Genomic DNA, 24,757 nt, shown 5'->3' on the forward strand with positions numbered 1-24,757 from the left:
GATGAGCAGCCTCGACCTTGTACTCAGCCGTGTACGACCGGCGCTTGCGAGGAGGCATGAGGACATCCTTTCAGCAGGACGACTGATCCTGCTAACTCGGTGTCCACTACCCGGGGTGAACCTCACAAACCGCTGCGTGCCACCAGCTACGCAAGCCACGGTTAGGTGCTCGCCTTCCGCTTCAGGTTGGCGATAACCATGTCTGCGACCGTTGCTGCGGCATCACACGGATCCTGCCTGCCGACCCTTGAGGCTCCTAGACCAACCGATACATCGACCGTGTACTTATCGGTGCAACTGCGGTCAAGCTTGCGAACCGCACCTTCGTACGACAGTCTCTCCCCTGCGGACACGGCCTCCCCGACGAGACAGTAGCCAAGTCACGGCAGGTTCGGACACGAAAAGAGCCCCACCACCCGATCCGGGCAGTGGGGCTCTTCGACGGAGTGCCGAGAACTCAGCCCTTCAGCAGGGCCCGCGCCATGACGACCTTTTGGATTTGGTTCGTGCCTTCATAAATCTGCGTGATCTTCGCGTCGCGCATCATCCGTTCCACCGGGAAGTCACGCGTGTAGCCTGCCCCGCCGAACAGCTGCACCGCGTCCGTCGTCACTGACATTGCCACGTCGGATGCGTACGCCTTGGCGGCCGATGCCGTGAAGCCAGCGCGTTTGTCGCCTCGTTCGGAGGAGGCTGCGGAGGCGTACACGAGGTGGCGGGCGGCTTCGATTTTCGTTCCCATGTCGGCCAGCATGAACTGGATTCCTTGGAAATCTGCGATTGCCTTGCCGAACTGCTTGCGTTCCTTGACGTACGCGACGGCGGCGTCCAGGGCTCCTTGGGCGATTCCCAGGGCTTGTGCGCCGATCGTCGGGCGGGTGTGGTCTAGGGTGCGCAGGGCGGTTTTCAGGCCGGTGCCCGGTTCGCCGATGATGCGGTCCGCGGGGATGGTGCAGTTTTCGAAGTAGATTTCGCGGGTCGGCGAGCCCTTGATGCCCAGCTTCTTTTCCTTCGGGCCTACCGAGAATCCCGGGTCGTCCTTGTGCACGACGAAGGCGGAAATGCCGTTGGCCTTCTTTTCCGCGTTCGGGTCGGTTACGGCCATCACCGTGTACCAGGACGATTCGCCGGCGTTGGTGATCCAGCACTTGGTTCCGTTGAGGACCCAGTGGTCGCCGTCCAGGCGGGCGCGGGTGCGCATGGACGCGGTGTCCGAACCGGCCTCGCGTTCGGACAGGGCGTACGACGCGGAGGCTTCACCCGAGGCGATCGACGGCAGGACCAGCTTCTTCAGGTCCTCCGAAGCGGACAGGATGATCGGCTGCGTGCCCAGTTTGTTGACCGCCGGGATCAGGGACGCGGACGCGTCGACGCGCGCGACTTCCTCGATCACGATGCACGCGCCGATGGCGTCGGCGCCCTGGCCGTCATATTCCTCGCCGATGTGGACGGCGTTGAAACCCGCCTTGATGAGCGCTTCGTTGGCCTCGACCGGGTAGCGTTCCTGCTCGTCGACCTCCGCCGCGTAGGGCGCGATCTCCTTTTCGGCTAGAGCCCGGACCGCGGCCCGCAGTTCCTCGTGCTCTTCGGCCAGCTGATACAGGCCCTCGGCCACCTTCAGTCACCTCTTCTGCAGCGAAACGGGAGAAAGTCCCTCGATGTTAGCCCGCGTTCACTCCGAACGCGGCAGCTCGCTTCTTGTGTCCTCGGCCTCACCGTTCGTATGGTCAAGCGATGGCTGCCACTGCGTCGACCCCGCCGCCCGGATTGCCCGCTTCCCTTGACTACCCCGAGGTGCCGATCGGTTCGGTACTCGCCGGCGCCGCGACGCGCTACGGCGATCGGGTCGCGTTCGCCATGGACGGCGACCAGCTCACGTTCGCGCAGACCTGGCAGGCCGCCTGCCAATTCGCGCAAGCGCTGCTCGCCCGCGGCATCGGGCGGGGCGACGTGGTCGCCGTGCATCTGCCGAACTGTCTCGCGTATCCGATCGCCTACCACGGCATCCTGCTGGCCGGGGCGACATTCAGTCCGACGAACCCGCTGCTCCCGCCGGACGACCTTGCCTTCCAGCTCACTGACTGCGGGGCCGCCGCGGTCGTGACGTTCGGGCCGGTCTCGGGCACGCTCGCGGCGGTCGCCGACCGGATTCCGGCACGGCTCACGATCGTCGTCGCGCCGACCGGCGAGCTCGGCGAGGGGAACGTGGAGTTCCGCGAGTTCTTCGCTGATCAGCCCGCAACCAGGCCTGACGTGCCGATCGACGTGGACCACGACCTCGCCCATCTCGCCTACACGGGTGGCACGACCGGGCGGTCCAAGGGCGTTGAGCTCACGCATCGCAACGTCGTCACGAATACGCTGCAGCACACCTGCTGGTCGACCGGATCGGTACCGGCGCTTGACGCGAACGGCGACGTGACGATCGACCAGATCGGCAGCCCGGACGAATGGCCGACCCGGCTTGGCACCGGCACCGGCATCAACCTGACGCCGTGGTTCCACGCGATGGGCGTGATCGCGGGGCTCAACGGGCCGTTAATGGGCGGCGGTACGACGGTGCTGCACGCCCGGTTCGACCCAGCCGCGTACGTCGCTGACGCGGAAAGGCTGCAGGTCACGACGATCGGTGGCGCGCCCGCGCTATTCGCGGCGTTGCTGGCCACGCCTGCGTTCCACACTGCTGACCTGTCGTCGGTGCGCAACATCGGCTCCGGTGCGGCGCCGATGAGCCACGAGATGATCCGCGCGCTGCACCAGCGGTTCCCTGGCGTCGTGATCGCCGAGGGATACGGGCTCACCGAGGTGACGATGGGTGCGGTGATCTCGCCGAGTCACCGGTCCGGCGTGCGCAAGGTGGGGTCGGTCGGCAGGCCGATCTTCGACACCGAGGTCAAGCTCGTCGCGGACGGCAGCGAGGAGCCGTTGCCGCCCGGGCAGGAGGGCGAGGTGTGCTTGCGAGGGCCGCAGGTGATGCGCGGGTACCGGAACCGTCCGGAAGAGACCGCTGCCGCGCTGGTCGACGGCTGGTTGCACACCGGCGACATCGGGGTGCTCGACGAGGACGGCTATCTGTCCATTGTGGACCGCAAGAAGGACATGCTGCTGTACAAGGGATACAACGTCTTTCCGCGCGAGCTCGAGGAACTGCTGAGCGCGTCGCCGGGCGTGCTGTCCGCGGCGGTGGTCGGACGGCCGAGTCCGGAGGTCGGCGAACTGCCGGTGGCATTCGTGGTGCGGAAGCCGGACTCCTCAGTGGACGCCGAGCAGCTGATGGCGGCGGTGAACGAGAAGGTGCTGCCGTACAAACGCCTGCGGGAACTGCACTTCGTCGCGGAGATCCCGGTGTCGGCGGCGGGCAAGGTGCTGAAGCGCGAACTGCGCAAGCAGCTGCCCGACCCGGCCTGAGCCAGCGGGATGCGCGGATGCCGGTTCCGGACCAGCATCCGCGTGCCCGGACTTACTTGCCCGCTTTTTCGCGGAGCTTGGCGTCCTTGTCCAGGACCAGCTGCTCCAGGTCCTCCTGGAACTGCGTCAGCTTCGCCTGCAACTGCAGGTCGGCGGCGGCGAGGATGCGGACCGCGAGGAGACCGGCGTTGCGCGCCCCGCCGACGGACACCGTCGCGACCGGGATGCCGGCGGGCATCTGCACGATCGACAGCAGCGAGTCCATGCCGTCCAGGTACTTCAGCGGAACCGGCACGCCGATCACCGGCAGCACGGTCGCCGACGCGACCATGCCCGGCAGGTGCGCGGCACCGCCCGCACCCGCGATGATCGCGCGGATGCCCCGGTCGGCCGCGGACTTCGCGTAGTCCAGCATCCGCTGCGGGGTGCGGTGCGCCGAGTAGACGCCGACCTCGTACTCGACGCCGAACTCGTCCAGCGCTTGTCCCGCGGCCTCCATCACCGGCCAGTCGGAGTCGCTGCCCATGATCACGCCCACCTGCGGCGCCATTGTGTTCCCCTTCAGTGGATCTCGTAGCCGTCGAGCCAGACGGCGTGGGACAGCCAGTGCGCGGACAGCAGCGCGCGATTGCGCAGGTCGTCCATGCGGTCGCCGATGAAGTTGACGTGCCCGAGCTTGCGGCCCGGCCGGTCCTGCTTGCCGTAGAGGTGGATTTTCACCTCGGGGAAGCGCGCGAACAGGTGGTGTACGCGCTCGTCCGGGCTCATCTGCGGCGAGACGTCCGCGCCGAGCACGTTCGCCATCACGCACGCCGGCGCGATCAGGTCGGTGCGGCCGAGGGGGTAGTCCAAGACGCCGCGCAGATGCTGCTCGAACTGCGACGTGCGCGAACCGTCCATGGTCCAGTGGCCGGAGTTGTGCGGACGCATCGCCAGCTCGTTGACCAGCAGGCCGGTCTCGGTCTCGAACAGCTCGACCGCGAGCAGCCCGGTGACGTCGAGCGTCGACGCGATGCGCAGGGCCAGCTCCTGCGCCTCGTGCACACGCGACTCGGACAGCCCCGGCGCCGGGGCGAGGACCTCGGTGTTGATGCCGTTCGTCTGCACGGTCTCGACGACCGGGTACGCCGCGCCCTGGCCGAACGGGGAACGCGCGACCAGCGCGGACAGCTCGCGCTTCATCGCGACCTTTTCCTCGACCAGCAGCTCAGTGCCGGCCTCGAGGAGTTCGGGAACGGTCTCGCGGGCCTGCTGTGCGGTGTCGAGCATCCAGACGCCCCGGCCGTCGTACCCGCCGCGCGACGCCTTCAGCACCACCGGCCAGCTGTGCTCGCCGCCGAACGCGATCACATCGTCCACAGTGGACACTTCGGCGAAGGCGGGGCCGGGCACGCCCAGGCCGGCCATCATTTCGCGCATCACGAGCTTGTTCTGCGCGAACCCGAGCGCGGTGGGCGCGGGGCGGACGACGAAACCCTCGGTGGCGAGGGTGAGCAGGTGCTCGCCGGGCACATGCTCGTGGTCGAAGGTGACCACGTCGACCTGGCGGGCGAAGTCGACGAGCGCGTCGAGGTCGGTGTGGTGGCCGATGACGACGTCGCTCGCCACGAGGGCCGCCGCGTCGCCCTCGTCGGCCGCCAGCACCTTCAGCGACTGGCCGAGGGAAATCGCCGCCTGCTGCGTCATGCGGGCGAGCTGCCCGCCGCCCACCATGCCGACGATGGGAAGACCGGTTCGTTTGTCCATAACGCAGCCCAGGTTACTGGGCGAGAAGTGGCGGACCACGGGCGACCTGCGGCGGAGGGCTGCGGGTGGGGTGTGGTTGGGCTCGGGGCGGCGGGGTGCGGGTTCGCGGCGGTAACTGGCTGCGGCGGGCGGGCCGAGGCGGCGGTCAGTTGGGCTGGGACGGCGGGAGGTTGCGGGAACCGGCTGTGGCGGGCGGGCCAAGGCTGCGGCAGGTGGGGTGCGGTTGGGCCGAGACGACGAGCGGTGCGGGTTTGTGGCGAGAAGGCAAAGGCAGCAGCAGGCAGGGTGCAGTTAGGCCGGGCCTGCGGGGGCGCGGGCCGGTGGCGCGAACCGGCTGCGGCAAGGAGGTCAAGGCGGCAGAGGGCGGGGTGCAGTTAGGCCGAGACGGCGAGCGATACGGGCTGGTGCGGAAACCGGCTGGCGAAGGGAAGGCAGAGACGGCAGCACACGGGGTGCGGGCGGGCCGAGACGGCGAGCGGCGCGGTTTGACGCCGGAAACCGGCTGAGGCGGGAAGGGCAAGGCGACCGCAGACGGGGTGCGGGCGGGCCGGGACAGCGAGGGTTCGCTGGCTGAAATCAGGAACCGATTGCGGCGGCAACCGGCCTTGGCGAGGTCCCGACTGCGGCGGAAACCGGCCTTGGTGAGTTATCGACTGCGGCGGGAACTGGCGATGGCGGCGTACCGGATGCGGCGAAGTACCGCCCGTGGCGAGAACCGGCTCCGGCGCGCACCGGCTATGGCGGCGACCCGGCAGCGGGCAGCAGCTCTGGCGCGCACCGGTCATGGCGGCAACCCGGCAGCGGGCAGCAGCTCCGACGCGCCCCCGGAGAACCCGTCTGACCAAGCACCAGCCGAAGCGAGTTGACGGAAGCAACCACCAAGCACCCAGCCCGCAAGCAGGCAACACCCGCGCGTCAAAGCCCACCCTGGAGCGGCCCGCTGCAGCAGGATGGCTGGATGGACTCTGTCACCCTCCCGCGGCCGGTTCTTTACGCGCTTCGCCAAGCCAGCCTCCCCGGAGTGGCCACTGGGATGCTCACCGGCGCGTCCCGGCCGTTGGCCTTTCCCTCGGGGTTTGGCGAGGTGCTCGCCTGGCTCTGGAGCACCGACTCCAATTCGGCCGTGATCTACCTCGCCGAGTTGATGAAGCAGCTCCGCGAACGGCACCCGCTTGCCAAGACCGTCTCCCCGCCGTTCCGGTTTGACGAGTTGCTCGCCGCCGCGCGCGAATGTCTTCCGGACGACTTCGCGCACGCCGAGTTGCTCATTCAGTACACCCGCACCGCGCTGGGCGACTTCTACGGCGGTTCGGAGAACTGACAAGGGCTCACTATTCGGTTGATCTGTCCACTTAACGCGAGAGCAGAACGAGGGCCGTGCCCGTCCGCGAGCCAGGGCTCCGGACGGCCGCGTAACCACCGCGATTCAGACAGTAACCGTCGCCACCGACAAAAAACGGTCGGCAAGACCCTGAACAGGGCAAAAGGGCTAAGAAGAACCAATACGGTTGCGAGCTCGCCGCTGCAAGCCCCACCGCACAGCCAGGGCTACGGCGAGCACGACTGGCGTGAGGATGTAAGCGTCGCCGAGGATGTTCTGCCACACCTTCCAATGCAGCTCGACATTTCGGCCGTTTGGCAAGATCAGCAATACACAGCTGACGAAGACGAACGCCACTAGGAACGTGCCCAGCCACCGCTTCCAGGCGGTCGCTGGGGTGGTCTTCGGCAGCCTGGACACCAGGAGCACGACCAGCGGTGCGACCCAGACCCAGTGGTGCGACCAGGAAATCGGCGAGATCAGCAGGATCCAGAACGCGGTGACGAGCAGCGCAGCAAGCGCTTGGCCGCGCCGGTGGAAGCGGAACATCAGCCACAGGGCCGGAATGGCGAGCACCAGGCCGATCGCGGTCGCTGCGGTCGAGGCCCACGGGGCGAGGTCCGTGGCGCGGTTCATCAGGGCGTTCAGCGACTGGTTGCCCGCCCAGTGCACCGGGCCGATCCGGCCGGTGTCGGGGAGCGTTTTGGTCCAGTATTTCCACGAATCGTGCGGATTGATCAGGAACAGCAGCGCCTGCATGCCGACGAAGGTCGCCAACCCGCGCAGGGCGTCTTTCCAGCGGCCGGTGACCAGCAGGTGGCCGAGGAACACGATGGGGGTCAGCTTGATCGCCGCCGCGAGGCCCACGAGCACTCCGCCCCAGCGGCTGCCTCGGGCGCCGATGACGAGCATGTCCAGCAGGACCATCGCCATCAGGATCAGATTGATCTGACCGAGGAAGATCGTCCGCCACACCGGTTCGAAACCGAGGAAGACCAGGAAGAACACGATGGTCGACCGGGCGGGCGAGGCCCACCAGCGAGGACCGTCGGCGGCCGGGCGGGGCAGTGCGCCGATCGCGATCCGGATCGACAGGGCTAGCGCGGCCAGCGACGCCACGGTCAGGAAACCCCAGGCCACCTGCACTGGCACGATCGCGAGCGGCGCGAACAGCAGCGCCGCGGTCGGCGGGTAGGTGAACGGGAGCAGCGCCCAGCCCGGTTCGGTGGGCAGCGTGTTCGCGTCGTAGAGGTTGTCGCCGCGCAGCAACTGCAGCGCGCCTGCCCGGTAGACCGCGCTGTCCACGCCGAGGTTCCAGTCGTGCGTCCAGCCCCAGAACCCGACCGCGATCGCCAGCAGCGGGAACACGGCGAGGATGAGCATCGACCGGGGGCGCACGGACAACCGTGCCAAAGATCGGCGCAGAGCCAGCCGGGGTTGCCCGGATCGATTCACCGGAGCTTCGCCGTCAGCAGCGGAGGGTACGGTCCTGGTCACCACACCAGGAAAGCACGAGTGCGGGAATGCTGGTCGGGAAGGGGGACCGGGGCTCAGCTGTGCGCCAATTCCGTCAGCAGCTCGCACGCCCGGTCGTGCGTCCCCGGCAACCGGACAGCGGACACGAGCGGACGGGCGACGTCGCGCAGTTGCGGGTCCACCGAAAGGCGTTCGTTGAGTGCCCTTCGCAGCGCGACCCCGCGTGTGGCCAGGCGTTCGTTCCGTTCGGCCAGCACCGCGACCGCGGACGGGCCGATCGTCGCGTAGCACTCGCCGGTGTCGAACACGGCTTTGACGGCGTCCGCGGCGAGGATCATCGCGGTCAACCGGGGCCAGCCGGACACTGACGTCAGGTCCAGCGACACGGTGAGCAGCACATTCGCCTCGTTGACCCCACCTCGGTAGATCTCTCCGAGCCGGGTCCGCAGGTACGCAGCGGACGGCAGGCCGGTGAGCGGGTCGGTGACCTCGGTGTGCACGAGCTGGTCGGTCGCGACGTCTGCCCAGGCCAGCGCCGTGACACGGAGCAGCCGGGCGGGGGTGGCGTCGACATCCGGCGCGACGAATCCGTCGACGGCGTCCGGGTCGGCGAGCACCGCGTGCAGAGCGGCCAGGTCGGACAGCGTTTCCGACAGCCCCGCTCCCGCCGCGGCCCGCGCCCTGCCGAGCCCGGCCAGCGCGTTCTCCGCGCCCGTCGAACCGTGCCGGACGACGGCCGCGCACACCGCGTCCACTTCGGGCAGTGCCCAATCGCTCGGGAAACGCCAGCCGGCGGCGAGGCTGGCTGTTCGCCAGCGAGCTCGCAATGCCCGCAAATGGCGGTCCCGCTCGAACCGCGCACGCGTCTCGTCCCCCGACGAGTCGCCTGCGGAGCCGAACCGCGCCCCGGTCGCCGGTACGTCCACCGAACCCCCAGCTCCTTCCGGTACCTGTCGATCTTGTTCCCCAATCACGGAGGGGACGCGGCGGTACTCCCCTCGTGACGCGTTTTCCCCGATCTTTTTCGCGTAATCACCAGACGAGGAGGTGAACTTGCTGCGCCTACTGAGGCATCTGCCGGACCACGGCGTGACGAGTGTCGCCGCATCCGTCACACTTGGTGTGCGTTGTAAGGAGCAAGGCGCGTGGAGTCCGCCGCGCGTGGAGCATCGAAGGAGCCCCGTGTCCACCGTTCCCGCCGATCTCTCCGGTAAGAGTGACGCCGAGCTGATCGCAGAGGTGCGCGCGGGAAAGATCGCGTCCTACGGTCCGCTCTACGAGCGGCACAGCGGTGCCGCGCACAACCTCGCCCGCCAGCTCGCGCGGTCCAGTTCCGAGGCCGACGACCTCGTGTCGGAGGCGTTCTCGAAGGTTTTGGACACGCTGCGTGGCGGGAAGGGCCCGGACAGCGCCTTCCGTGCGTACTTGCTTACTGCGCTGCGTCACACCGCGTACGACAAGACGCGCCGTGACCGCCGGATCGACCTCAACGAGGACATGAGCGACGTCGGCGGTGCCGCCGGCGAGGCGCTCACCGTGCAGTTCTCCGACACCGCCGTCGCGGGCCTCGAGCGCACGATGGCCGCGAAGGCGTTCGCAAGGCTCCCGGAACGCTGGCAGGCAGTCCTGTGGCACACCGAAATCGAGCAGCAGAGCCCGGCTGAAGTCGCGCCGCTGCTCGGGCTGACCGCGAACGGCGTGTCCGCGCTCGCGTACCGCGCCCGGGAAGGGCTTCGCCAGGCGTACCTGCAGGTCCACCTGCAGGAAACCGGCGCGGACCGCTGCCGCGCGACCGCCGAGCGGCTCGGTGCGTGGACGCGCGACGGACTGTCCAAGCGCGAGCGCTCGCAGGTCGAGAACCACCTGGACGAATGCGAGCAGTGCCGGGTGCTGGCGGCCGAACTGGCCGACGTCAACGGCAGCCTGCGCGCGATCATCGCCCCGATTGTCCTGGGCGGCGCCGCTCTCGGCTACCTGGCGACGATCGGCGCGGCCAAGGCGAGCGCGGCTACCGCCGGTGCCGCCGCTGTCGGCGCCGGAGCCGCCGCGGCGGGCGGGGCCAAGGCGGGTGCGGCGGCAGCCGCGTCCGCACCGCGGCAGTTCGCCGGGGTCGCCATGTCCGGAGCCGCGATGGTGGCCGCCGTCGCGGTCGCGCTGGCCGCGGGCGGCGGGACGCAGACCATTCCGACTGCTCAGCAAGCCCCCGCGCCACCGGCCGCCGCGCCGGCGCCCGCGCCGAAGCCCGCTCCCGCACCTCCGCCGGCCGCGCCGCCCGCTCCCCCGGCCCCGCCGCCTGCCCAGCCCGCGCCTCCGGCTGTGCCGCCGCCCGCGGCACCCCCGGCCGCTCCGCCGGCGCAGCCGCCTGCCCAGAACCCGCCTGCCGCGCCGCCGCAGCTGTCCGCGTCCATGCCGCCGAGCGGAGTCGAACTCCAGCCGGGCGGCGGACCGGTCGCGCTGCCGATCACCGTGCGCAACAACGGCGGTTCCGTGTCCGAACCGGTCCAGGCGACGCTGAACCTGCCGCCTGGTGTCCGGGCCGTTCAGGCGAACGGCGGCGGCGCGGCCGGTGCGTACTCCAGCGAAGCGGCCGCTCAGTCGGGGCCGATGCAGGTCGCGTGCCCGGGTGGAGAGGGCACGGTCACCTGCAAGACCGGCAGCGGATTGCAGCCTGGGCAATCGGCGGTGCTGATGTTCCGCTTGCAGGCGGACGACAGCGCGAAGGGCGGCGAGGTGACCGGTTCGGTCACTGCGGGTGCTTCGGTCAACGTCAACGTCACCGTGCAGGTGAAGGTCAAGGCCCCGAATGACTCCGTGACGCTGGTGAGTGCTGATACCGACATTCTCGGCAAGCTCCCGTGGAGCCAGCACCCGAGCATCTACGTGGACGTCCAGAACAGCGGCGAGAGCACAAAGCCAGTGACTGTCACGTTCGACCAGAAGCTCCTTAATTGGCTGCCTTTCGGGAAATTCACGTGTCGACCGGCCGGAGACAACGCGGTTTGCACCACCAACTCCGGACTCGAGCCGGGCAACCACGCACACCTCTGGGTCAAGCTGGCTCGCCGGCCCATGCCTTCGAATCCGCTGCACGTGACGGCGGCGCTCGGCAGCTCGCAGGACACCAAGGAGGTCGCGTTCAAGTCATGCGTGCCCGGGATCTGCGACTGGCCCCGCCCGACCAGCACAAGCTCTGAGCCCGCCTCGACATCATCTTCGTCGAAGGAGACGACGTCGAGCACGTCATGGAGCCCGCACCACTCGACGAAGCACAGCGCTACCCCGCCGTCCACCGACGACGAGACCCCGGACCAGACGTCGAGCAGCCCGGCCGCCACCACGAGCGCGCCGCCGAACCCCGGTTCGGACAGCAAGCCGGGCAAACCCGATAACCACGGCAAACGTCCGCCGTCGGTCGAGCCCCGGGGGTTCTTCGGCTGGGTCACGGAGTAGCGTCCACGAGGTGCGCGAACTCCTGGCGAAGCACCGTGAACTGGTCCGCTTCGCCCTGGTCGGCGGGACGAGCTTCGTCATCACGATGACGATCACGTACGCCCTGAAGTTCACCGTGCTGCGGACCCATCCGGTCACGGCGCTGATCGTCGGTGTGCTGATCGCCACGATCTTCTCCTACGTCGCGAATCGCGAATGGTCGTTCCGCACCCGCGGCGGCCGCGAACGTTCCCACGAGGCGGCGCTGTTCTTCCTGCTCAGCGGGGTCGCGCTGGCGCTGAACGCGTTGCCGCAGTGGGTTTCACGCTACGTGCTGCAGTTGCAGGTGCCGCACGTGAGCCTGGTCGGGCAGGAGACGGCCGACTTCGTCAGCGGGATGATCATCGGCACTCTGCTCGGGACGCTGTTCCGCTGGTGGGCCTTCAAGAAGTGGGTGTTCCCTACGGAGGGCGCCCGGACGGAACCAGCGCGGAATGACAATCCGGATATTCCGGACCGTAAGGCCGCCTGAGACCTGCCGTGACCTCGAATTCTCTAGACTGCGTTACGTGACCGTCGTCGAAACCGTGCTCGCCCGCACGCCCGAGCCGTTGCGCTCCGTGCTCGTGAGGCACCGGGAGCTGCTGAAGTTCGCGATCGTGGGCGGCACGACCTTCCTGGTCGACAACGGCGTCTGGTACCTGCTGAAGCTCAGCGTGCTGGAGTCGAAACCGACCACGGCGAAGGCGATCGCGATCATCGTCGCGACGATCGTGTCGTACGTGCTCAACCGCGAATGGTCGTTCCGCACCCGCGGCGGCCGCGAACGCGCCCACGAGGCCACGCTGTTCTTCGTGATCAGCGGGGTCGCGGTGGTGGTGAACCTGATTCCGCTGCTGATCTCGCGCTACTGGCTGCACCTGGAAGTGCCGCACGTGTCGCGGTTCGTGCAGGAGGTCGCGGACTTCGCGAGCGGGTCGATCATCGGCATGCTGCTGGCGATGGTGTTCCGGTTCTGGGGCTTCAAGAAGTGGGTGTTCCCGGACGAGCTCGGGGAACGGCGGAAGGACGGGGTCACCCGGCTTCCCCGGTGACCCGGCTGGCGCTGGTCGATCTGGACGACACGCTGACCGATCTCAGCGGCGCGTTTTCCCGCTGGGCGGCGGAATTCGCCTCCCAGCACCGGCTTCCCGAGGACGCGGCGGCCTGGCTGATCTCGGCGCGGCGCGGCGGGCCGATGGACCGGTTCTTCGCGGAGGTCCAGCAGCGATTCGACCTGGCCGAGCCCGCTGAACAGCTGTGGGCGAGTTACCGCACGAGGATTCCGCAGTTGGTGCAGCTCTACCCCGGCGTGCTGGACGATCTCGGCACCCTGCGCGCCGCGGGATGGCGAATCGGCATCGTCACCAACGGCATGCAGGACAACCAGCTGGCAAAACTCCACCGAACCGGCCTCGCCAACGCAGTCGACGGTTATTGCATTTCCGCCGCTGTCGGCCTGCGCAAGCCCGATCCGCGCATCTTCCAGCTCGCCGCGCAAAACTGCGGAACCACGCTGACCCCCGACGATTGGGTCATCGGCGACAGCCCTGATCTGGACATCGCGGGCGGGCATAACGCCGGACTGCGCACACTCTGGATCAGCCACCACCGCACGTGGCCGCAAGGTCAACCACCGCACCGGATCGCGGCTGACCTGCGGGAAGCTGTCCAGATCCTCAGCGAGGAACCGGCTCCGCGGGCCACCGCAATTCGCCCACCTCGTCCGGGCGCGGCACCTTCAGGAACAGACTGAAAATCGCCGGACGCTTATTCGACAGTTCCAGCCGTCCGCCGTCCGCCTCGACCAGTGCGCGGGCCAGAGCCAAACCCACGCCGGTCGAACCGCCGCCCGAAAAACCGCGTTCGAAAATGTGCGGCGCGATTTCGTCCGGCACTCCGGATCCGGTGTCCGCGACCTCGATCACCACAGTCCCCTCCGCGTCACCGCGGCGGGCGGACAGCGTGACCGTCCCCGCTCCGTGGCGGAGGGCGTTGTCCAGCAGCACGCCGATCACCTCGCGCAGCCGCGCCGGAGTCACGCGCACCATCAAGCCGTCCGCGACCTTCAGACGCAAATTCCGTCCCTCGACGCGCAGCAGCTGACGCCATTCCTCCGCGACAGCGGGCAACGCCACCGGCAGATCGACCGGTTCGGCGTCTACCTCGCGGGCAGCGCGCGCGGCGGCCAGCAGTTCGTCCAGGGCCTGCGCCAGGCGGTCGGCTTGTTCCTGCGCGGCTCGGGACTCCTCGACGACATCCGGGTCCTCGTGGCCGGTCAAGGGCTCCAGCCGCAGCTGCAGCGCGGTCAACCGGCTGCGCAGCTGGTGCGAGACATCCCCGACCAGCTGTCGTTCCCGCTGCACGAGCTGCGCCAAGGCGGACCCCGACGTGTCCAGGGCTTCCGCGACCATGTCCAGCTCGGCCACGCGGTAGCGGCTCGGATCCGGCCGGAAATCGCCGCCGCCCAGGCGGGACGCGCGGTCTGCGACGTGCCGGAGCGGTTTCGCCAGGCGGCGCGCGGTCACTGTCGCCACCACGGTGCCGGTGCCGACCGACAGGACCACCAGCAGCACGACCAGCAGCGTCACCTGCGTCTGTTTCGTGCGGACCGGACCGCTGGGGATCGCCAGCATCACCGTGCCGCTTCGCGCGGTCGGCACCGATTCGACCACGGGGTCCGGGCCGGGGTTCGCGCCGAGGTGTTTTTCGCTGAAGCCCTCGGCGCGCACGATCAGCATGCCGCCCTCGGGAACGCCGACCCGGAACTGCTCCAGGTCGATCTCCTGGCCGTTCGCGACCTGCGTGTCGACCGTCGCGGCGATGTTGCGCGCCCGTTCGGCCAGGCTTTCCCGGTTGAGGTTCTCCACCAGCCGCCACGCGGTGACGCCGAGCGGGATGCCCAGCACGGCCGCGGTGACCAGCACGGCGAGGAGGATCGCCAGCAGGATCCGGCGGCGCATGCTCATCGGCGGCTACTCGACATTGAACCGGAACCCGACGCCGCGCACGGTCGCGATGCGCCGTTCGGCGTCGGAATGCGCGGGCTTCGCCTGCCTGCCCGCCGCCTCGTCGGCGGCGACCGCGAGTTTGCGGCGCAGCCAGGACATGTGCATGTCGAGCGTCTTCGACGTCTTGGACTCGAGGTCGTTCCACACCTCGGCGAGGATCTCGTCGCGGCTGACGACCTGGCCGGCCCGGCTCATCAGCACGCGCAGCAGCTCGAACTCCTTGTTCGCCAGCTGCACCTCGTGCGAGTCCACAGTGACCAGTCGCGCGCCGAGGTCCATCCGGACGCCGCCGGCCTCCAGCACCTCCGGCACCCGGCGGCGCAGCAGCGCGCGGATCCGCGCGAGCAGTTCGGCCAGCCGGAACGGCTTGGCCACGTAATCGTCCGCGCCCGCGTCGAGGCCGACGACGAAATCGACCTCGTCGGTGCGCGCGGTGAGCATCAGCACCGGCAGTTCGGTGCCGCTCGCGCGCAGTCTGCGGCACACCTCCAGCCCGTCCATCCCGGGCAGCCCGAGATCGAGCACGAGCAGGTCGACCCGGTGCGCGGCGGTCGCGGCCAGCACCGCCGGGCCGTCGGTCACGACCTCGATCTCGTACCCCTCCCGGTGCAGCGCGCGGGACAGCGGCTCGGCGATGGCCGGATCGTCTTCGGCAAGTAGGACCATGCTCACCTGGCCAACCTTACGGCGAACGGGCGTGAAACCATCGTGACCGTGCCTGCCTACTCGGATGACCTCGTTCTCGCCACCCGGCTGGCGGACGCCGCCGACGCGCTGACCACTGCCCGTTTCCGTGCGCTCGACCTCGCGGTGTCCGCGAAACCGGACCGCACGCCGGTGACCGACGCCGACACCGCGGTCGAGGACGCGATCCGCGAAATCCTCGCCGCGCAGCGGCCCGGCGACACGGTCGCGGGCGAGGAACGCGGCGGCTCGGCGGGCAGCGAGGGCCGGGCGTGGGTGATCGACCCGATCGACGGGACCAAGAACTTCCTGCGCGGACTCCCGGTGTGGGCGACGCTGATCGCGCTGGTCGAGGACGGCACGCCGGTGGTCGGCATGATCAGCGCGCCGTTGCTGGGCCGGCGCTGGTGGGCGGCTCGCGGCGAGGGCGCGCACCTGCGCGACGCGGCGGGCGAACGGCGCATGTCGGTGTCGAAGGTAGCGACGCTCGGCGACGCCTATCTGTCCACGACGGACTTGAACAGCTGGACCGAGTACCACTCCCGCGAGAAGTACCTGGCGCTCACCGAGGCGTGCTGGGAGTCCCGCGCGTTCGGTGATTTCTGGAGCCACTGCCTCGTCGCCGAAGGCGCGATGGACGTCGCGGCCGAGTGCATCGTGAACCCGTGGGACGTCGCCGCCGCGCAGGTGATCGTCACCGAGGCGGGCGGGCGGTTCACCGATCTTTCCGGTGCGGAGACCTACGAGGGCGGCTCAGCGCTGTCCACGAACGGCCTCCTGCACGACGAAGCGCTGGCCGTGCTCCGCCGTCAGTGAGCGCCGGGCAGCACGCCGACCGCGCCGCGCGCCACCTGTGACCAGGTCAGCCTGCCGAAGAGGTAGTGGCAGGCGACCTGCTCGGAGGTGAACGCGGCCCAGTCGTAGCGGTTGCCCTGCTCGCGCCAGAACACTTCCCAGCCGCCGTCCGCGGTCGGCAGCAGGCACCACGTGTTGTCCGCTTCCCGGCCGATCGACACGACTTCCCCGGGCACTCCGATGACGTCCAGCCATTTGCGAATCGACTGGGTGTTCATCGTGCCTCCCGCGTGACGTCGACCAGGAATCCCAGCGTGACCAGTTCGTCCGCGGAGAGCACCGCACGGTAGCGGATTCCGCCGCCTGGCCCGTCGAACCACTCCGCCGACGTGGTTTGCCACACCGGCATCGGCTTCAGCACGCGATACCGGCGGTAGCCCGACCGCAGCGCGGCGGGCGGCAGCGCGCGTTCCGCGAACGGCGTGCCGTCCGGCGCGAACACGCGGCCGTGGTCGCTGCCGAAACGGTCCAGCAGCGTGTTTTCCGGCAGTACCACCGGATTCGGCTCTTCGACGCCGCCCTCCGCGGGCGGCCACACGTACTCGGCGCCGACCACGAACCGGCTCTCCCACTCGGGACCCTCCGGCGCGACATAGCCTTCGACGACCGCCTCGGGCGGCTCCGGGTCCACCGGCGGCGCGGGCGAACGCCGGAAGCCCTGCTTGACGTATCCGAGCACCGCGGAGTCGTCCAGCAACGCCGATTCCGGATGGTCGAACAACGGACGCCGCGCGCCCTCGGCGCCCGCGTCCGCGGGCAGCGGCAACTGCCGGTCCGGACGGTCCGCCGCCACCGGCAAATGCCCGAGCGGGAACATGTGGACGGCGAACAGCGCCAGCACGCTTTCCCGGTCGGTGCGCGGAGAACCGACCGGCGGACGGCTGTGCGCGGGCAGCACGCCGGTGCCCGAAGGCGGGGTGGGCACCTCGTCGAAGCCGCGGTGCAGCAGCCCGCCGTATTGGGCGGGCACGCGCACCGGGCCGGTGGCGACGTCGGTGTCTGCCGGTTCGGGCTGGTCGGACACTGGCACCCTCTTCTCGGTCGTGCCGGCACCGGGTCGGACGCTCGCGCGCACCGGGAGGTTCCGGGCGAGCGGGAAACCCACCTTATCGGGCGATCGCGATGCGCCGCCGCACCAACGCGCGGGCCGCGCCGCGCTTCTCGACCACCTCGAACTCCGCGTCGGCGAACATGCCGGCAGTGCCGTGATAGAGGTCCGAGGAGGTCGACCGAGGACCGACCTCCACCGGATACCCCTCGACACTTTCCGCGCCCTGTTCGGCGGCGTAGTCCACGGCAGCCCGCAGCAACGCCGACGCCAGCCCGCGCCGACGGCCGCGACGGTGGATGTAGAAGCAGGTCACCGACCAGACCGCACCGGGTTCGTCCGACGCCATCACGCGTGACCGAGCCAGCCGTGGATTGTCCTTCCGCGGCGACACGGCCACCCAGCCCAGCGGCTCGCCGTCGACGATGCCCAAGAGCCCCAACGGTTTCCCGTCCTGCGCCTCGCCTCGGACGTGCTCCTTGCGACCATCGCGACCGGCGGCCTTGTAGTCCGGACCGCTGAGCCGGAAGAACGTGCACCAGCAGCCGCCCTGTACCCCGCCGGGGCCGAAGAGCCGCTCGAACAACGGCCACGTCTCCGCGCTGAGCGGAACGAATTCGGGAGCGCTATCCGGCAAGCGCGTTCACGACCCGCGACGGCGACGGACGGCCGAGCTGCCCTGCCATCCACACGCTGGTCTCCACCAGCTTGCCGAGATCGACGCCGTGCTCCACGCCCAGCCCTTCCAGCAGCCAGACCAGATCCTCGGTCGCCAGGTTGCCGGTCGCCGACTCGGCGTACGGGCAGCCGCCGAGGCCGCCGGCCGACGAGTCCACAGTGGACACACCGGCGCGGAGCGCGGCCTCGGTGTTGGCCAGCGCCTGGCCGTAGGTGTCGTGGAAGTGCACGGCGAGTGCCGAGGTGTCCCCGAACGCCTCGATCAGCCGGGTGACCTGGTTCGTGGTCGCGACGCCGATGGTGTCGCCGAGCGACAGCTGCGAGCAGCCGAAGTCGAGCAGCCGCTTGCCCGCGCGCACGACCTGCTCCACGTCGACCACGCCCTCCCACGGGTCGCCGAAGCACATCGACAGGTACCCGCGGACTTCGAGGCCCTCCTTGCGGGCCCGCGTGACGACCGGTTCGAACATGCCGAACTGGTCGTCGAAGGTCGAGTTCAGGTTGCGCTGGGCGAAGGTCTCGGTGGCGCTGGCGAAGATCGCGATGTGGTCGACTCCCGCGTCGAGCGCGCGGTTGAGGCCGCGGTCGTTCGGGACCAGCACCGGGTAACGGACGCCGTCGTGGCGGTCGAGCCCGGCGAGCAGCTGTTCGGCGTCGGCGAGCTGCGGCACCCACTTCGGGTGCACGAAGCTGGTCGCCTCGAGGGTGGTCAGCCCGGCGCCGGCGAGCCGGTCCAGGAATTCGAGCTTGACCTCGACCGGCACGACCGAGCTCTCGTTCTGCAGCCCGTCGCGCGCCCCGACCTCCCAGATCTCGACCCGCGGCGGCAACCCGCCCGCGGGGACCCGTTCCGGCAGGCCGACCTCTCGAGCACCCACGTCAGCGTCTCCTTCCGCGCGGTTCCCGGCCGCGCGGGGGCAGAGGTTCGGTGTCCTGCGGACCGGGCGCGCCGTGGTAGTCGTCGTAGGGATTGTCGTTGACTTCGCGGTAAATGACCGTGTGCACGTGCTCGACGTGGGGAATGTCATCGAAGCGCAGCGGCTCGTCCGAGGCCGATTCGATGATGAGCGTGCCGCAGCCGAAGATCCGGTCGAGCAGGCCGTGCTCGAACTGCACGCTGTTGATCCGCGACAGCGGGATGTCGATGCCGGTGCGCTTGAGCACGCCCTCGCGCGCGATCAGCCGGTCGGTCGTCACGATGAAGTGCGTCGTGCGCCAGCGGACGAGCGGCGCGAGGAACAGCCACACCACCAGGACGAGCGCCACCACCGCGATCGCGATCATCGACACGTTGTTCCACGGACCGGCGAGGTCCCGCGTGACCACGAGCAGCCACACCGCGGCGCCGACGGTGATCACGAACGCCAGGAACGGGAAGATCAGCATCTTGAAATGCGGGTGGCTGTGCACCACCACGCGTTCGTTCTGGCTGAGCAAATCGTCCGGATAGGCCACGGCGGGCGCTCCCCTGCGAATGTGTGCCGATGTGGTGGATCCACCGTACCGGCGCGGGCCTCGCGCGGGCGCGCCCGTTCCGGTCAAGCAGGGCGGACGTGCACCACATCACCGGCGAAGACGGTCAGCCGCCGTCCGTCGGGAACGTCGACCTGCAATTGGCCGGACGCGTCCAGGTCCGCGGCGCGGCCGGTGAGCGTCGACCCGTCCGGAAGCTGCACCCGGACGTCCTGGCCGAGCGTCGCGCAGCGGGCGCGGTAGTCGCCGAGCAGACCGGCCTCGGTGAGGTCGCCGCCCGCCGTCCGCCAGCGGCGTTCGAGGTCGTCGAACCTGGTCAGCAGGCCGAGCGCGATCTCGGTGCGGTCGGTGGTCGTCGCGCCCTGCTCGGCGAGCGAGGTCGCGGGAAGACCGCCCGGACCGGCCGGGACGTCGTCGCCGAGCGGCAGGACGTTCAGCCCGATGCCGAGCACCACGGCCGCGTCGTCGGCGCCGACGGCCTCGGCGAGGATGCCCGCGCACTTGGCCCGGTCCGGCCCGGCGAGCACGTCGTTAGGCCATTTGAGGGCGACGTCGACGCCCAGATCGGTGGCGAGCGCGTGCACCGCGAGCCCGGCGACCACGGACAGTGAACCAAGCGCGGAGAACGGCACGCCCGCCGGGCGCAGCGCGATGCTCAGGTAGAGCCCGGCACCCTTCGGCGAACTCCACGAACGAGCCCGCCGTCCGACCCCGGCCGTCTGGTGTTCGGCCAGCAAAACGGTCCGGTCCGCCGCTCCCGCGACGAGCGCTTCCCGCAGGTCAGCATTGGTGGAACCGGTCGTCTCCACGACGTCGAGGCGGGCGTAGCGGCCGCCGAGTCCGTCCCGCAGCCGCGCCGCGTCGAGTTCAGCCATGTGCCCACAATATGAGAGTCCCCCTAACGTGCAAGCCGTTCGCTCGTTACCCAGAGGTGCGCTCTTCTAGATTGGACGCCGTGACGCCGGAGACCCCCACCGCCGACGCGCCGCCGAAGCCCGCTTGGGCTCGCGGCGCGCTGTATCGCGGACTCGTGGCGTTGCCGCTGGTCGCCGGCCTCGCCACCGCGGGCTGGCTGGTTGCCGGACGCGACCAGCCCGCTCCCGTTCCGGCGCAGGCCGCGCTCACCGCGCCGGTGCCCACGCAGACCGTCAGCGGTCCGTCGGTGCTGCAGGCGAGCGCTCCGGTGCAAGCGCAGGAACCGGCGCAGGGCGCGGCAGGCGGAGGCGGTGGTCCGGCCCCGCTGCAGAAGTGGGCGGATTCGCTCGCCGGGCCGCTGGACATCCCGGCCCCCGTTTTGCTCGGGTACGCCAACGGCGAGCTGACCATGCGCAAGGAACGCCCGGACTGCCACCTGTCGTGGGTCACGCTGGCGGGCCTCGGCGTCGCCGGCAACAACCACGGCCGCGGCGACGGCGAGCCGATGGGGCTTTCGACGCAGCAGTGGAAGAAGTACGGCGCGCAGATCCCCGGCATCGCGAACCCGGCGCTGTCCGACCCGTCGGCCGCGTCCGTCGCGGCGGGACGCGCACTGTGCGCGAGCGGCGTCGACCTGTCCGCGGGCAACGGCTGGTGGAAGGCCGTCGCCGGTTACGAGAACGGCAGCGGCATGGAGCTGTTCCGGCAGCGCGTGCTCGGCTACGCCCAGCTGTACGCGACGCTTTCCCTGGACCCGGCGAAGGCGAACGCCCCGTCGGTGCGCGCCACGCGATTCGCGCTCGGACAGCTCGGCCTGCCGTACGTGTGGGGCGGCAACGGCCCCGACGCGGGCGCGGCCGGCTTCGACTGCTCGGGTCTCACCAAGGCTTCCTACGACAGCGCCGGGGTTTCCTTGCCGCGCACGGCGGACAGCCAGTTCCGCTCGATGCCGCCGGTTCCGGCCGGGCAGGAACCGCAGCTGGGCGACCTCGTCTTCTACGGCAGCCAAGCACACATCCACCACGTGGGGCTGTACCTGGGGAACGGCCTGATGATCAACGCGCCGACCGAGGGCCAGGCGATCCAGATCCACACGTTCCACCGGCCCGGCGACGACTACGCCGGGGCGGGGCATCCGGCGAACTGACGTCGAACCTCAGGATCAGCGGCAACTTTCCCGTTTCCGCACGCAGCGCCCGTCTGTCGCTTATGCTCCGGAGCATTCTTCCTGACGGGAAAGGCACGCCATGTCCGCTCGTATGCTCCCCTTTCTCGCCGTGGGCGCTGCCCTCCTGATCAGCAGTTGCTCCGGCGAAAGCGGCGGCACCGCGGCTCCCGCTCCCTCCGCGCCCTCGATCGCACCCACGTCGTCCTCTGCCGCGCAGCCGTCGCCGTCGACCTCGGCGGCACCGGCGACGTCCTCCGCGGCGGAGTCGACCGGCGGCGACGCGGTCGATCGGTACGAAGCCTTCATGCACGCGGCGGGCAGGCAGGACCTCGCGACGGTGTGCGAGATCGCCGGTCCGGCCGCCAAGCAGGCGGAAGACCAGGGCATGGGACCGTGCGAGAAGACCATGCCGATGGCGTTCCAGCTGATCTCCCCGGCGCAGAAGAAGGCCCTGCAGACGGCCACGGTCGACCGGTCCAAGATCAAGGAAGGGGCCAAGCGGGTCGAGATCCCGGCGCGCGCGGTGAAGGCTTCCGTCAAGTTCACCGACAGCGACCTCGGCGACGCGGTTATGGAGAATCGCGGCGGGAAATGGTACGTAGTCGACTGACCCAGTGCGCGGCACCCGCGCGGCGGGCCACTTCGGCGGCCTTGCGGTAGTGCTCGCCGGGCGGCAATCCCAGCCGGACAGCCAGTTCGCCCAGGTAGTAGGCGACCGGGCCGAGCGTCACCACGCCGGAACCGGCGCCGGCCAGTTCGTTCTCCGCGGGAGCCAGTCGCGCATACAGCTCGCGTGCGTCGCCGGTCGAGACGGTGAGGCATGCCCGCAGTTCCAGGAACAGGTCCGGGCGATCCGGCGGCAGTGTGAAGTCCACTGTGGACTCCAGGCCGTGCTGGACGTAAAGGCAATGCCGGGCCAGCGGCAGCAGTCCGCGGTCCACTCCGGACATTCCGCTGCCGGACAACCGGGCCGCGGCGCTGCGGTAAGCGGCTTCCGCGGCGGCGACCGGACCGGTGACGGCCAGGCGGAGCGCGCGGTACCAGTCGGTGAACACGCTGACGAGCGGGAGGTCGTACTGTTCCCCCAGCCGGTCCGCCGCGGTCGCGTGGGTGTCGGCGGCGGCGAAGTCGGCCAGCGCTGAACGGGCCTGCATCAGCACCAGGTGACCGAGCACCTCGAACGTCACCAACCGGTGCCGGGCGGCCAGTTCGACCAGTTCCTCGCCGATCCGGGCGCGTTCCGGGGCGAGACCGGCGCGGGTGAAGGTCTGCGTCCAGCGTGCGTTCAACGCCAACGCCAGCAGCGCAGGATCCTCGGCGGACCGCGCCAGTTTCTCCGCCTCGACAGCCGCGTCGTGGGCGCGTTGACCGCCTTCGTTGCGCAGTTCCAACGCGATGGTCGCCAGCAGCCGGGCACGTACGAGCGGATCGGTGGCGTGCACGCGTTCGGCGGCGTCGGCGATGCGACGGGCCAGCACGGGATCGTCGTTCTCGGTCCAGATTCCCGGGACGTCGAAGGCGGTCAAAACCCGGATGGTCAACGCGGAATCGTCGCTGGCGAGGTCCAGTGCCTCGGCGCGGTAGCGGCGCGCGGCGGCCAAGGAGCCGGTGAACGCGGACGTCCGGGCGAGGCCCATCAGCAATTCCACCGTACGCGGGCCTTGCGCCAAAGTGGCTTGCCAGAGCCGAAGTGCTTCGTGCGGCGCAAAATCTCGTTCGGCGCGTTCCGCGGCTGCTTGCGCATAGGCGGTGCCGCGGTCGTCTCCGGCAAGCAAGAAATGGTGCGCCAGCAGGGAAATCGCGGAGGGACGACGGCTCGCCAACGCCTCGCCGACTTCGCGATGCAGCTGTGCGCGTCGAGCGAGCGAAAGGTCATCGTAGACAGCGTCGCGGACGAGCGCGTGCGCGAACCGGAACGCCCTCGGTCCGCTTTCGACCAGAAACCCTGCCTGCACAGCGGTTTCCAGCTCGTCGAGGACGTCACCGAGCAGGCCGAGGTCGACGTCCGCGCCGATCACCGCGGCCTTCCCCAGCACCGCGCGTACGTGGTCGGGCAACGCGGCGATCCGGTTCCGGACGACGTCGCGCACTCCGTCCGGCAGGTCGCCTTCGGCATCCAGCGCGCGGGCAAGTTCCTTGACGAAGAACGGGTTTCCGCCAGAACGCCGGTGAATCACCGCGGCTGACTCGGGACCGACCAATTCGGCGACCGCCTCGACCGAAAGCCCGCCCAGATACAGCCGAACCGGATCGGCTCGCGCGAGTCTGCCCAACGCCGCGGTCAGTTCTGCGGAGACTTCAGTGGTCCGGTACGTCGCGACCAGCAGCACCGGAGCCGCGGTCATCGACGTCAGCAGTGCCAGGGTTTCCTCGCCAGCCCACTGCAAATCGTCCAGAACGAGCAGCAGCGGACCCCGGCGAGCTACCTCGGAAATCCGTGCCGCCATTGCCTGATGCCACTCGAAGCGCGCGACCGCCGGATCGCCGCCGGTCGCCCGCGGCGGGACCGGTTCGCCCAATGCAGCAAGAATCCGTGTCCACGGCCAGGCGGGCGGTACTCCGGCGCCGTCCGGATTGAGGCCCCACGCTGTGGTCCAGCCGAGCCGCGCGGCGAATTCCTCGACCAGCGCCGTCTTGCCCGCGCCCGCCTCGCCGGACACCAGCACGAGCCGGAATCGCTTGCGGTCAGCTACTTCCGCCGCGACCTCGGCGAGCCGCGCCAGCTCCGGATCGCGGCCCGCCAGCCTGCCGGGGGCAGCCGGTGCCAGCTGCGGAGCCTGCGCCAGGATGTCCTGCTCCACCTGCCGCAACGCCGGTCCAGGATCGACCCCCAGCTCCGCCGCCAGCCCAGCCCGCGCCCGACGCAAGGCAGCAAGCGCGTCCCCCTGACGGCCAGCGCGGTACAACGCGAGTGCCAGCAGCCGCCACGCTTCCTCGCGCAGCGGATGAGCGTCCACAAGGGACTCCAGGTCCGGCACGGCTTCGGCAGCACGGCCGAGATCCAGCAGACCAGCCGCCCGCCGTTCCAGCGCGAGCAGCCGCAGTTCGTCCAGCCGAGCTCGTTCGGCCCGCGCCCACGGCTCGTCCGCGAACTCCGCGTACGGCTCGCCCCGCCACCAGCCGAGCGCCTCGTCCAGCTGCGCGACCGACGGCGTCCCGCGCAGCAACGCCTCGAACCGCCACGCGTCGACCTGCTCCGGTTCCGCCCGCAGCGCATACCCCGGCCCGGCGGTGACCAGCAGTTTCGCGGGCGTCCGCGGCGGACGGTCCGGTTCGAGCGAACGCCGCAGCGCGGCGACGAACGTCTGCACCGCACCGACCGCACCCGCGCGCGGCTCGGTCCACAACGCGTCGACCAGCGCGTCCGTCGACACCACCTGCCCGCGAGCGACGAGCAGACGCGCGAGCACCGCGCGATGCCGCGGCCCGGGCAACGCCACCGGCCCGCGTGCGTCGCAGGCCGTCAGGGGGCCGAGCACCGAGAACGAGATGGTCATCAGTTCCGT

Annotated in this window: 23 protein-coding genes; 9 read left to right on the plus strand and 14 right to left on the minus strand. The window is 69.8% G+C overall.

Going from position 1 to position 24,757, the window contains the following annotated elements:
- Positions 1–457: 457 nt before the first annotated feature.
- Positions 458–1,615 (minus strand): acyl-CoA dehydrogenase family protein, encoded by a 1,158-nt coding sequence (locus tag PUT80_RS32115; protein WP_106961293.1) that lies wholly within the window; start codon positions 1,613–1,615, stop codon positions 458–460.
- 119 nt (positions 1,616–1,734) lie between these two features.
- Between PUT80_RS32115 and PUT80_RS32120 the strand changes: the two genes are divergently transcribed.
- Positions 1,735–3,408 (plus strand): AMP-binding protein, encoded by a 1,674-nt coding sequence (locus PUT80_RS32120; RefSeq protein ID WP_275294409.1) that lies wholly within the window; start codon positions 1,735–1,737, stop codon positions 3,406–3,408.
- A gap of 52 nt (positions 3,409–3,460) precedes the next feature.
- On the opposite strand, the gene purE is transcribed toward PUT80_RS32120, so the two are convergent.
- A complete protein-coding gene (purE, locus tag PUT80_RS32125) occupies positions 3,461–3,958 on the minus strand; it encodes a 5-(carboxyamino)imidazole ribonucleotide mutase (protein ID WP_037815998.1) in 498 nt (165 codons plus the stop codon).
- 11 nt (positions 3,959–3,969) lie between these two features.
- Entirely contained in the window at positions 3,970–5,154 is a 1,185-nt protein-coding gene (locus PUT80_RS32130; protein ID WP_275294410.1) for a 5-(carboxyamino)imidazole ribonucleotide synthase, read from the minus strand.
- A 958-nt stretch (positions 5,155–6,112) separates the two neighbouring features.
- Here PUT80_RS32130 and PUT80_RS32135 point away from each other — a divergent pair.
- Complete coding sequence (locus tag PUT80_RS32135; RefSeq protein ID WP_275294411.1) at positions 6,113–6,475, plus strand: hypothetical protein; 363 nt, start codon at positions 6,113–6,115, stop codon at positions 6,473–6,475.
- A gap of 168 nt (positions 6,476–6,643) precedes the next feature.
- On the opposite strand, the gene PUT80_RS32140 is transcribed toward PUT80_RS32135, so the two are convergent.
- Together PUT80_RS32140 and PUT80_RS32145 are read right to left on the minus strand one after the other, a co-directional pair.
- Complete coding sequence (locus PUT80_RS32140; RefSeq protein WP_275294412.1) at positions 6,644–7,972, minus strand: glycosyltransferase 87 family protein; 1,329 nt, start codon at positions 7,970–7,972, stop codon at positions 6,644–6,646.
- Between the two features lie 53 nt (positions 7,973–8,025).
- Positions 8,026–8,877, minus strand: coding sequence for a hypothetical protein (locus tag PUT80_RS32145; RefSeq protein WP_037816002.1), 852 nt, complete (start codon positions 8,875–8,877; stop codon positions 8,026–8,028).
- A gap of 256 nt (positions 8,878–9,133) precedes the next feature.
- Here PUT80_RS32145 and PUT80_RS32150 point away from each other — a divergent pair, with 256 nt between their 5' ends.
- The 4 genes from PUT80_RS32150 to PUT80_RS32165 are packed head-to-tail and all read left to right on the plus strand — an operon-like array spanning position 9,134 to position 13,175.
- Positions 9,134–11,401: a sigma-70 family RNA polymerase sigma factor gene (locus PUT80_RS32150; protein WP_275294413.1), complete on the plus strand. Its 2,268-nt coding sequence runs from the start codon at positions 9,134–9,136 to the stop codon at positions 11,399–11,401.
- A 10-nt stretch (positions 11,402–11,411) separates the two neighbouring features.
- Entirely contained in the window at positions 11,412–11,912 is a 501-nt protein-coding gene (locus tag PUT80_RS32155) for a GtrA family protein (RefSeq protein ID WP_037816005.1), read from the plus strand.
- 37 nt (positions 11,913–11,949) lie between these two features.
- Positions 11,950–12,474 carry a GtrA family protein gene (locus tag PUT80_RS32160; protein ID WP_037816006.1) on the plus strand — a complete coding sequence of 175 codons (525 nt, stop codon included), beginning with the start codon at positions 11,950–11,952 and terminating at the stop codon, positions 12,472–12,474.
- A complete protein-coding gene (locus tag PUT80_RS32165; protein WP_167756714.1) occupies positions 12,471–13,175 on the plus strand; it encodes an HAD family hydrolase in 705 nt (234 codons plus the stop codon). The genes PUT80_RS32160 and PUT80_RS32165 overlap by 4 nt, the downstream gene beginning before the upstream one ends.
- Here PUT80_RS32165 and PUT80_RS32170 read toward each other — a convergent pair.
- A complete protein-coding gene (locus PUT80_RS32170) occupies positions 13,099–14,382 on the minus strand; it encodes an ATP-binding protein (RefSeq protein WP_037816408.1) in 1,284 nt (427 codons plus the stop codon). The genes PUT80_RS32165 and PUT80_RS32170 overlap by 77 nt on opposite strands.
- A gap of 12 nt (positions 14,383–14,394) precedes the next feature.
- Entirely contained in the window at positions 14,395–15,096 is a 702-nt protein-coding gene (locus PUT80_RS32175) for a response regulator transcription factor (RefSeq protein WP_009072764.1), read from the minus strand.
- Positions 15,097–15,138: 42 nt separating this feature from the next.
- On the opposite strand from PUT80_RS32175, the gene hisN reads away from it, so the two are divergent.
- Entirely contained in the window at positions 15,139–15,930 is a 792-nt protein-coding gene (gene hisN / locus PUT80_RS32180) for a histidinol-phosphatase (protein ID WP_037816009.1), read from the plus strand.
- Here the strand turns inward: hisN and PUT80_RS32185 are convergent.
- The 6 genes from PUT80_RS32185 to PUT80_RS32210 form a co-directional block, all read right to left on the minus strand.
- The gene (locus PUT80_RS32185) at positions 15,924–16,187 is read right to left on the minus strand and encodes a hypothetical protein (RefSeq protein WP_037816012.1); all 264 of its coding nucleotides are present in this window, start codon (positions 16,185–16,187) and stop codon (positions 15,924–15,926) included. The genes hisN and PUT80_RS32185 overlap by 7 nt on opposite strands.
- Positions 16,184–16,993 (minus strand): TNT domain-containing protein, encoded by an 810-nt coding sequence (locus tag PUT80_RS32190; RefSeq protein ID WP_238608550.1) that lies wholly within the window; start codon positions 16,991–16,993, stop codon positions 16,184–16,186. Before PUT80_RS32190 ends, PUT80_RS32185 begins: the two co-directional genes overlap by 4 nt.
- Before the next feature lie 82 nt (positions 16,994–17,075).
- The gene (locus PUT80_RS32195; protein ID WP_275294414.1) at positions 17,076–17,654 is read right to left on the minus strand and encodes a GNAT family N-acetyltransferase; all 579 of its coding nucleotides are present in this window, start codon (positions 17,652–17,654) and stop codon (positions 17,076–17,078) included.
- Positions 17,644–18,573 carry a hydroxymethylglutaryl-CoA lyase gene (locus PUT80_RS32200; RefSeq protein ID WP_037816016.1) on the minus strand — a complete coding sequence of 310 codons (930 nt, stop codon included), beginning with the start codon at positions 18,571–18,573 and terminating at the stop codon, positions 17,644–17,646. Before PUT80_RS32200 ends, PUT80_RS32195 begins: the two co-directional genes overlap by 11 nt.
- Before the next feature lies 1 nt (position 18,574).
- Complete coding sequence (locus PUT80_RS32205; protein WP_037816017.1) at positions 18,575–19,150, minus strand: PH domain-containing protein; 576 nt, start codon at positions 19,148–19,150, stop codon at positions 18,575–18,577.
- An 83-nt stretch (positions 19,151–19,233) separates the two neighbouring features.
- Positions 19,234–20,043 carry a biotin--[acetyl-CoA-carboxylase] ligase gene (locus tag PUT80_RS32210; protein ID WP_275294415.1) on the minus strand — a complete coding sequence of 270 codons (810 nt, stop codon included), beginning with the start codon at positions 20,041–20,043 and terminating at the stop codon, positions 19,234–19,236.
- An 80-nt stretch (positions 20,044–20,123) separates the two neighbouring features.
- On the opposite strand from PUT80_RS32210, the gene PUT80_RS32215 reads away from it, so the two are divergent.
- Positions 20,124–21,230: a C40 family peptidase gene (locus PUT80_RS32215; RefSeq protein WP_037816020.1), complete on the plus strand. Its 1,107-nt coding sequence runs from the start codon at positions 20,124–20,126 to the stop codon at positions 21,228–21,230.
- Between the two features lie 130 nt (positions 21,231–21,360).
- Positions 21,361–21,861 (plus strand): hypothetical protein, encoded by a 501-nt coding sequence (locus PUT80_RS32220; protein WP_275294416.1) that lies wholly within the window; start codon positions 21,361–21,363, stop codon positions 21,859–21,861.
- Here PUT80_RS32220 and PUT80_RS32225 read toward each other — a convergent pair.
- Positions 21,821–24,748, minus strand: a complete 2,928-nt coding sequence (locus PUT80_RS32225; protein ID WP_275294417.1) for a BTAD domain-containing putative transcriptional regulator — start codon at positions 24,746–24,748, stop codon at positions 21,821–21,823. The two genes, PUT80_RS32220 and PUT80_RS32225, sit on opposite strands and share 41 nt — an antisense overlap.
- Positions 24,749–24,757: the final 9 nt, after the last annotated feature.

Source organism: Amycolatopsis sp. La24 (assembly GCF_029087445.1).
GTDB lineage: Bacteria > Actinomycetota > Actinomycetes > Mycobacteriales > Pseudonocardiaceae > Amycolatopsis > Amycolatopsis nivea.

Excerpts from the sequence above, each read along its gene's own strand:
- PUT80_RS32225 (WP_275294417.1), bottom strand. The coding sequence starts at position 24,748 with ATGACCATCTCGTTCTCGGTGCTCGGCCCCCTGACGGCCTGCGACGCA.
- PUT80_RS32170 (WP_037816408.1), bottom strand. The coding sequence starts at position 14,382 with ATGCGCCGCCGGATCCTGCTGGCGATCCTCCTCGCCGTGCTGGTCACC.
- PUT80_RS32210 (WP_275294415.1), bottom strand. The coding sequence starts at position 20,043 with ATGGCTGAACTCGACGCGGCGCGGCTGCGGGACGGACTCGGCGGCCGC.
- purE (WP_037815998.1), bottom strand. The coding sequence starts at position 3,958 with ATGGCGCCGCAGGTGGGCGTGATCATGGGCAGCGACTCCGACTGGCCG.
- PUT80_RS32135 (WP_275294411.1), top strand. The coding sequence starts at position 6,113 with ATGGACTCTGTCACCCTCCCGCGGCCGGTTCTTTACGCGCTTCGCCAA.
- PUT80_RS32175 (WP_009072764.1), bottom strand. The coding sequence starts at position 15,096 with ATGGTCCTACTTGCCGAAGACGATCCGGCCATCGCCGAGCCGCTGTCC.
- PUT80_RS32185 (WP_037816012.1), bottom strand. The coding sequence starts at position 16,187 with ATGAACACCCAGTCGATTCGCAAATGGCTGGACGTCATCGGAGTGCCC.
- PUT80_RS32130 (WP_275294410.1), bottom strand. The coding sequence starts at position 5,154 with ATGGACAAACGAACCGGTCTTCCCATCGTCGGCATGGTGGGCGGCGGG.
- PUT80_RS32120 (WP_275294409.1), top strand. The coding sequence starts at position 1,735 with ATGGCTGCCACTGCGTCGACCCCGCCGCCCGGATTGCCCGCTTCCCTT.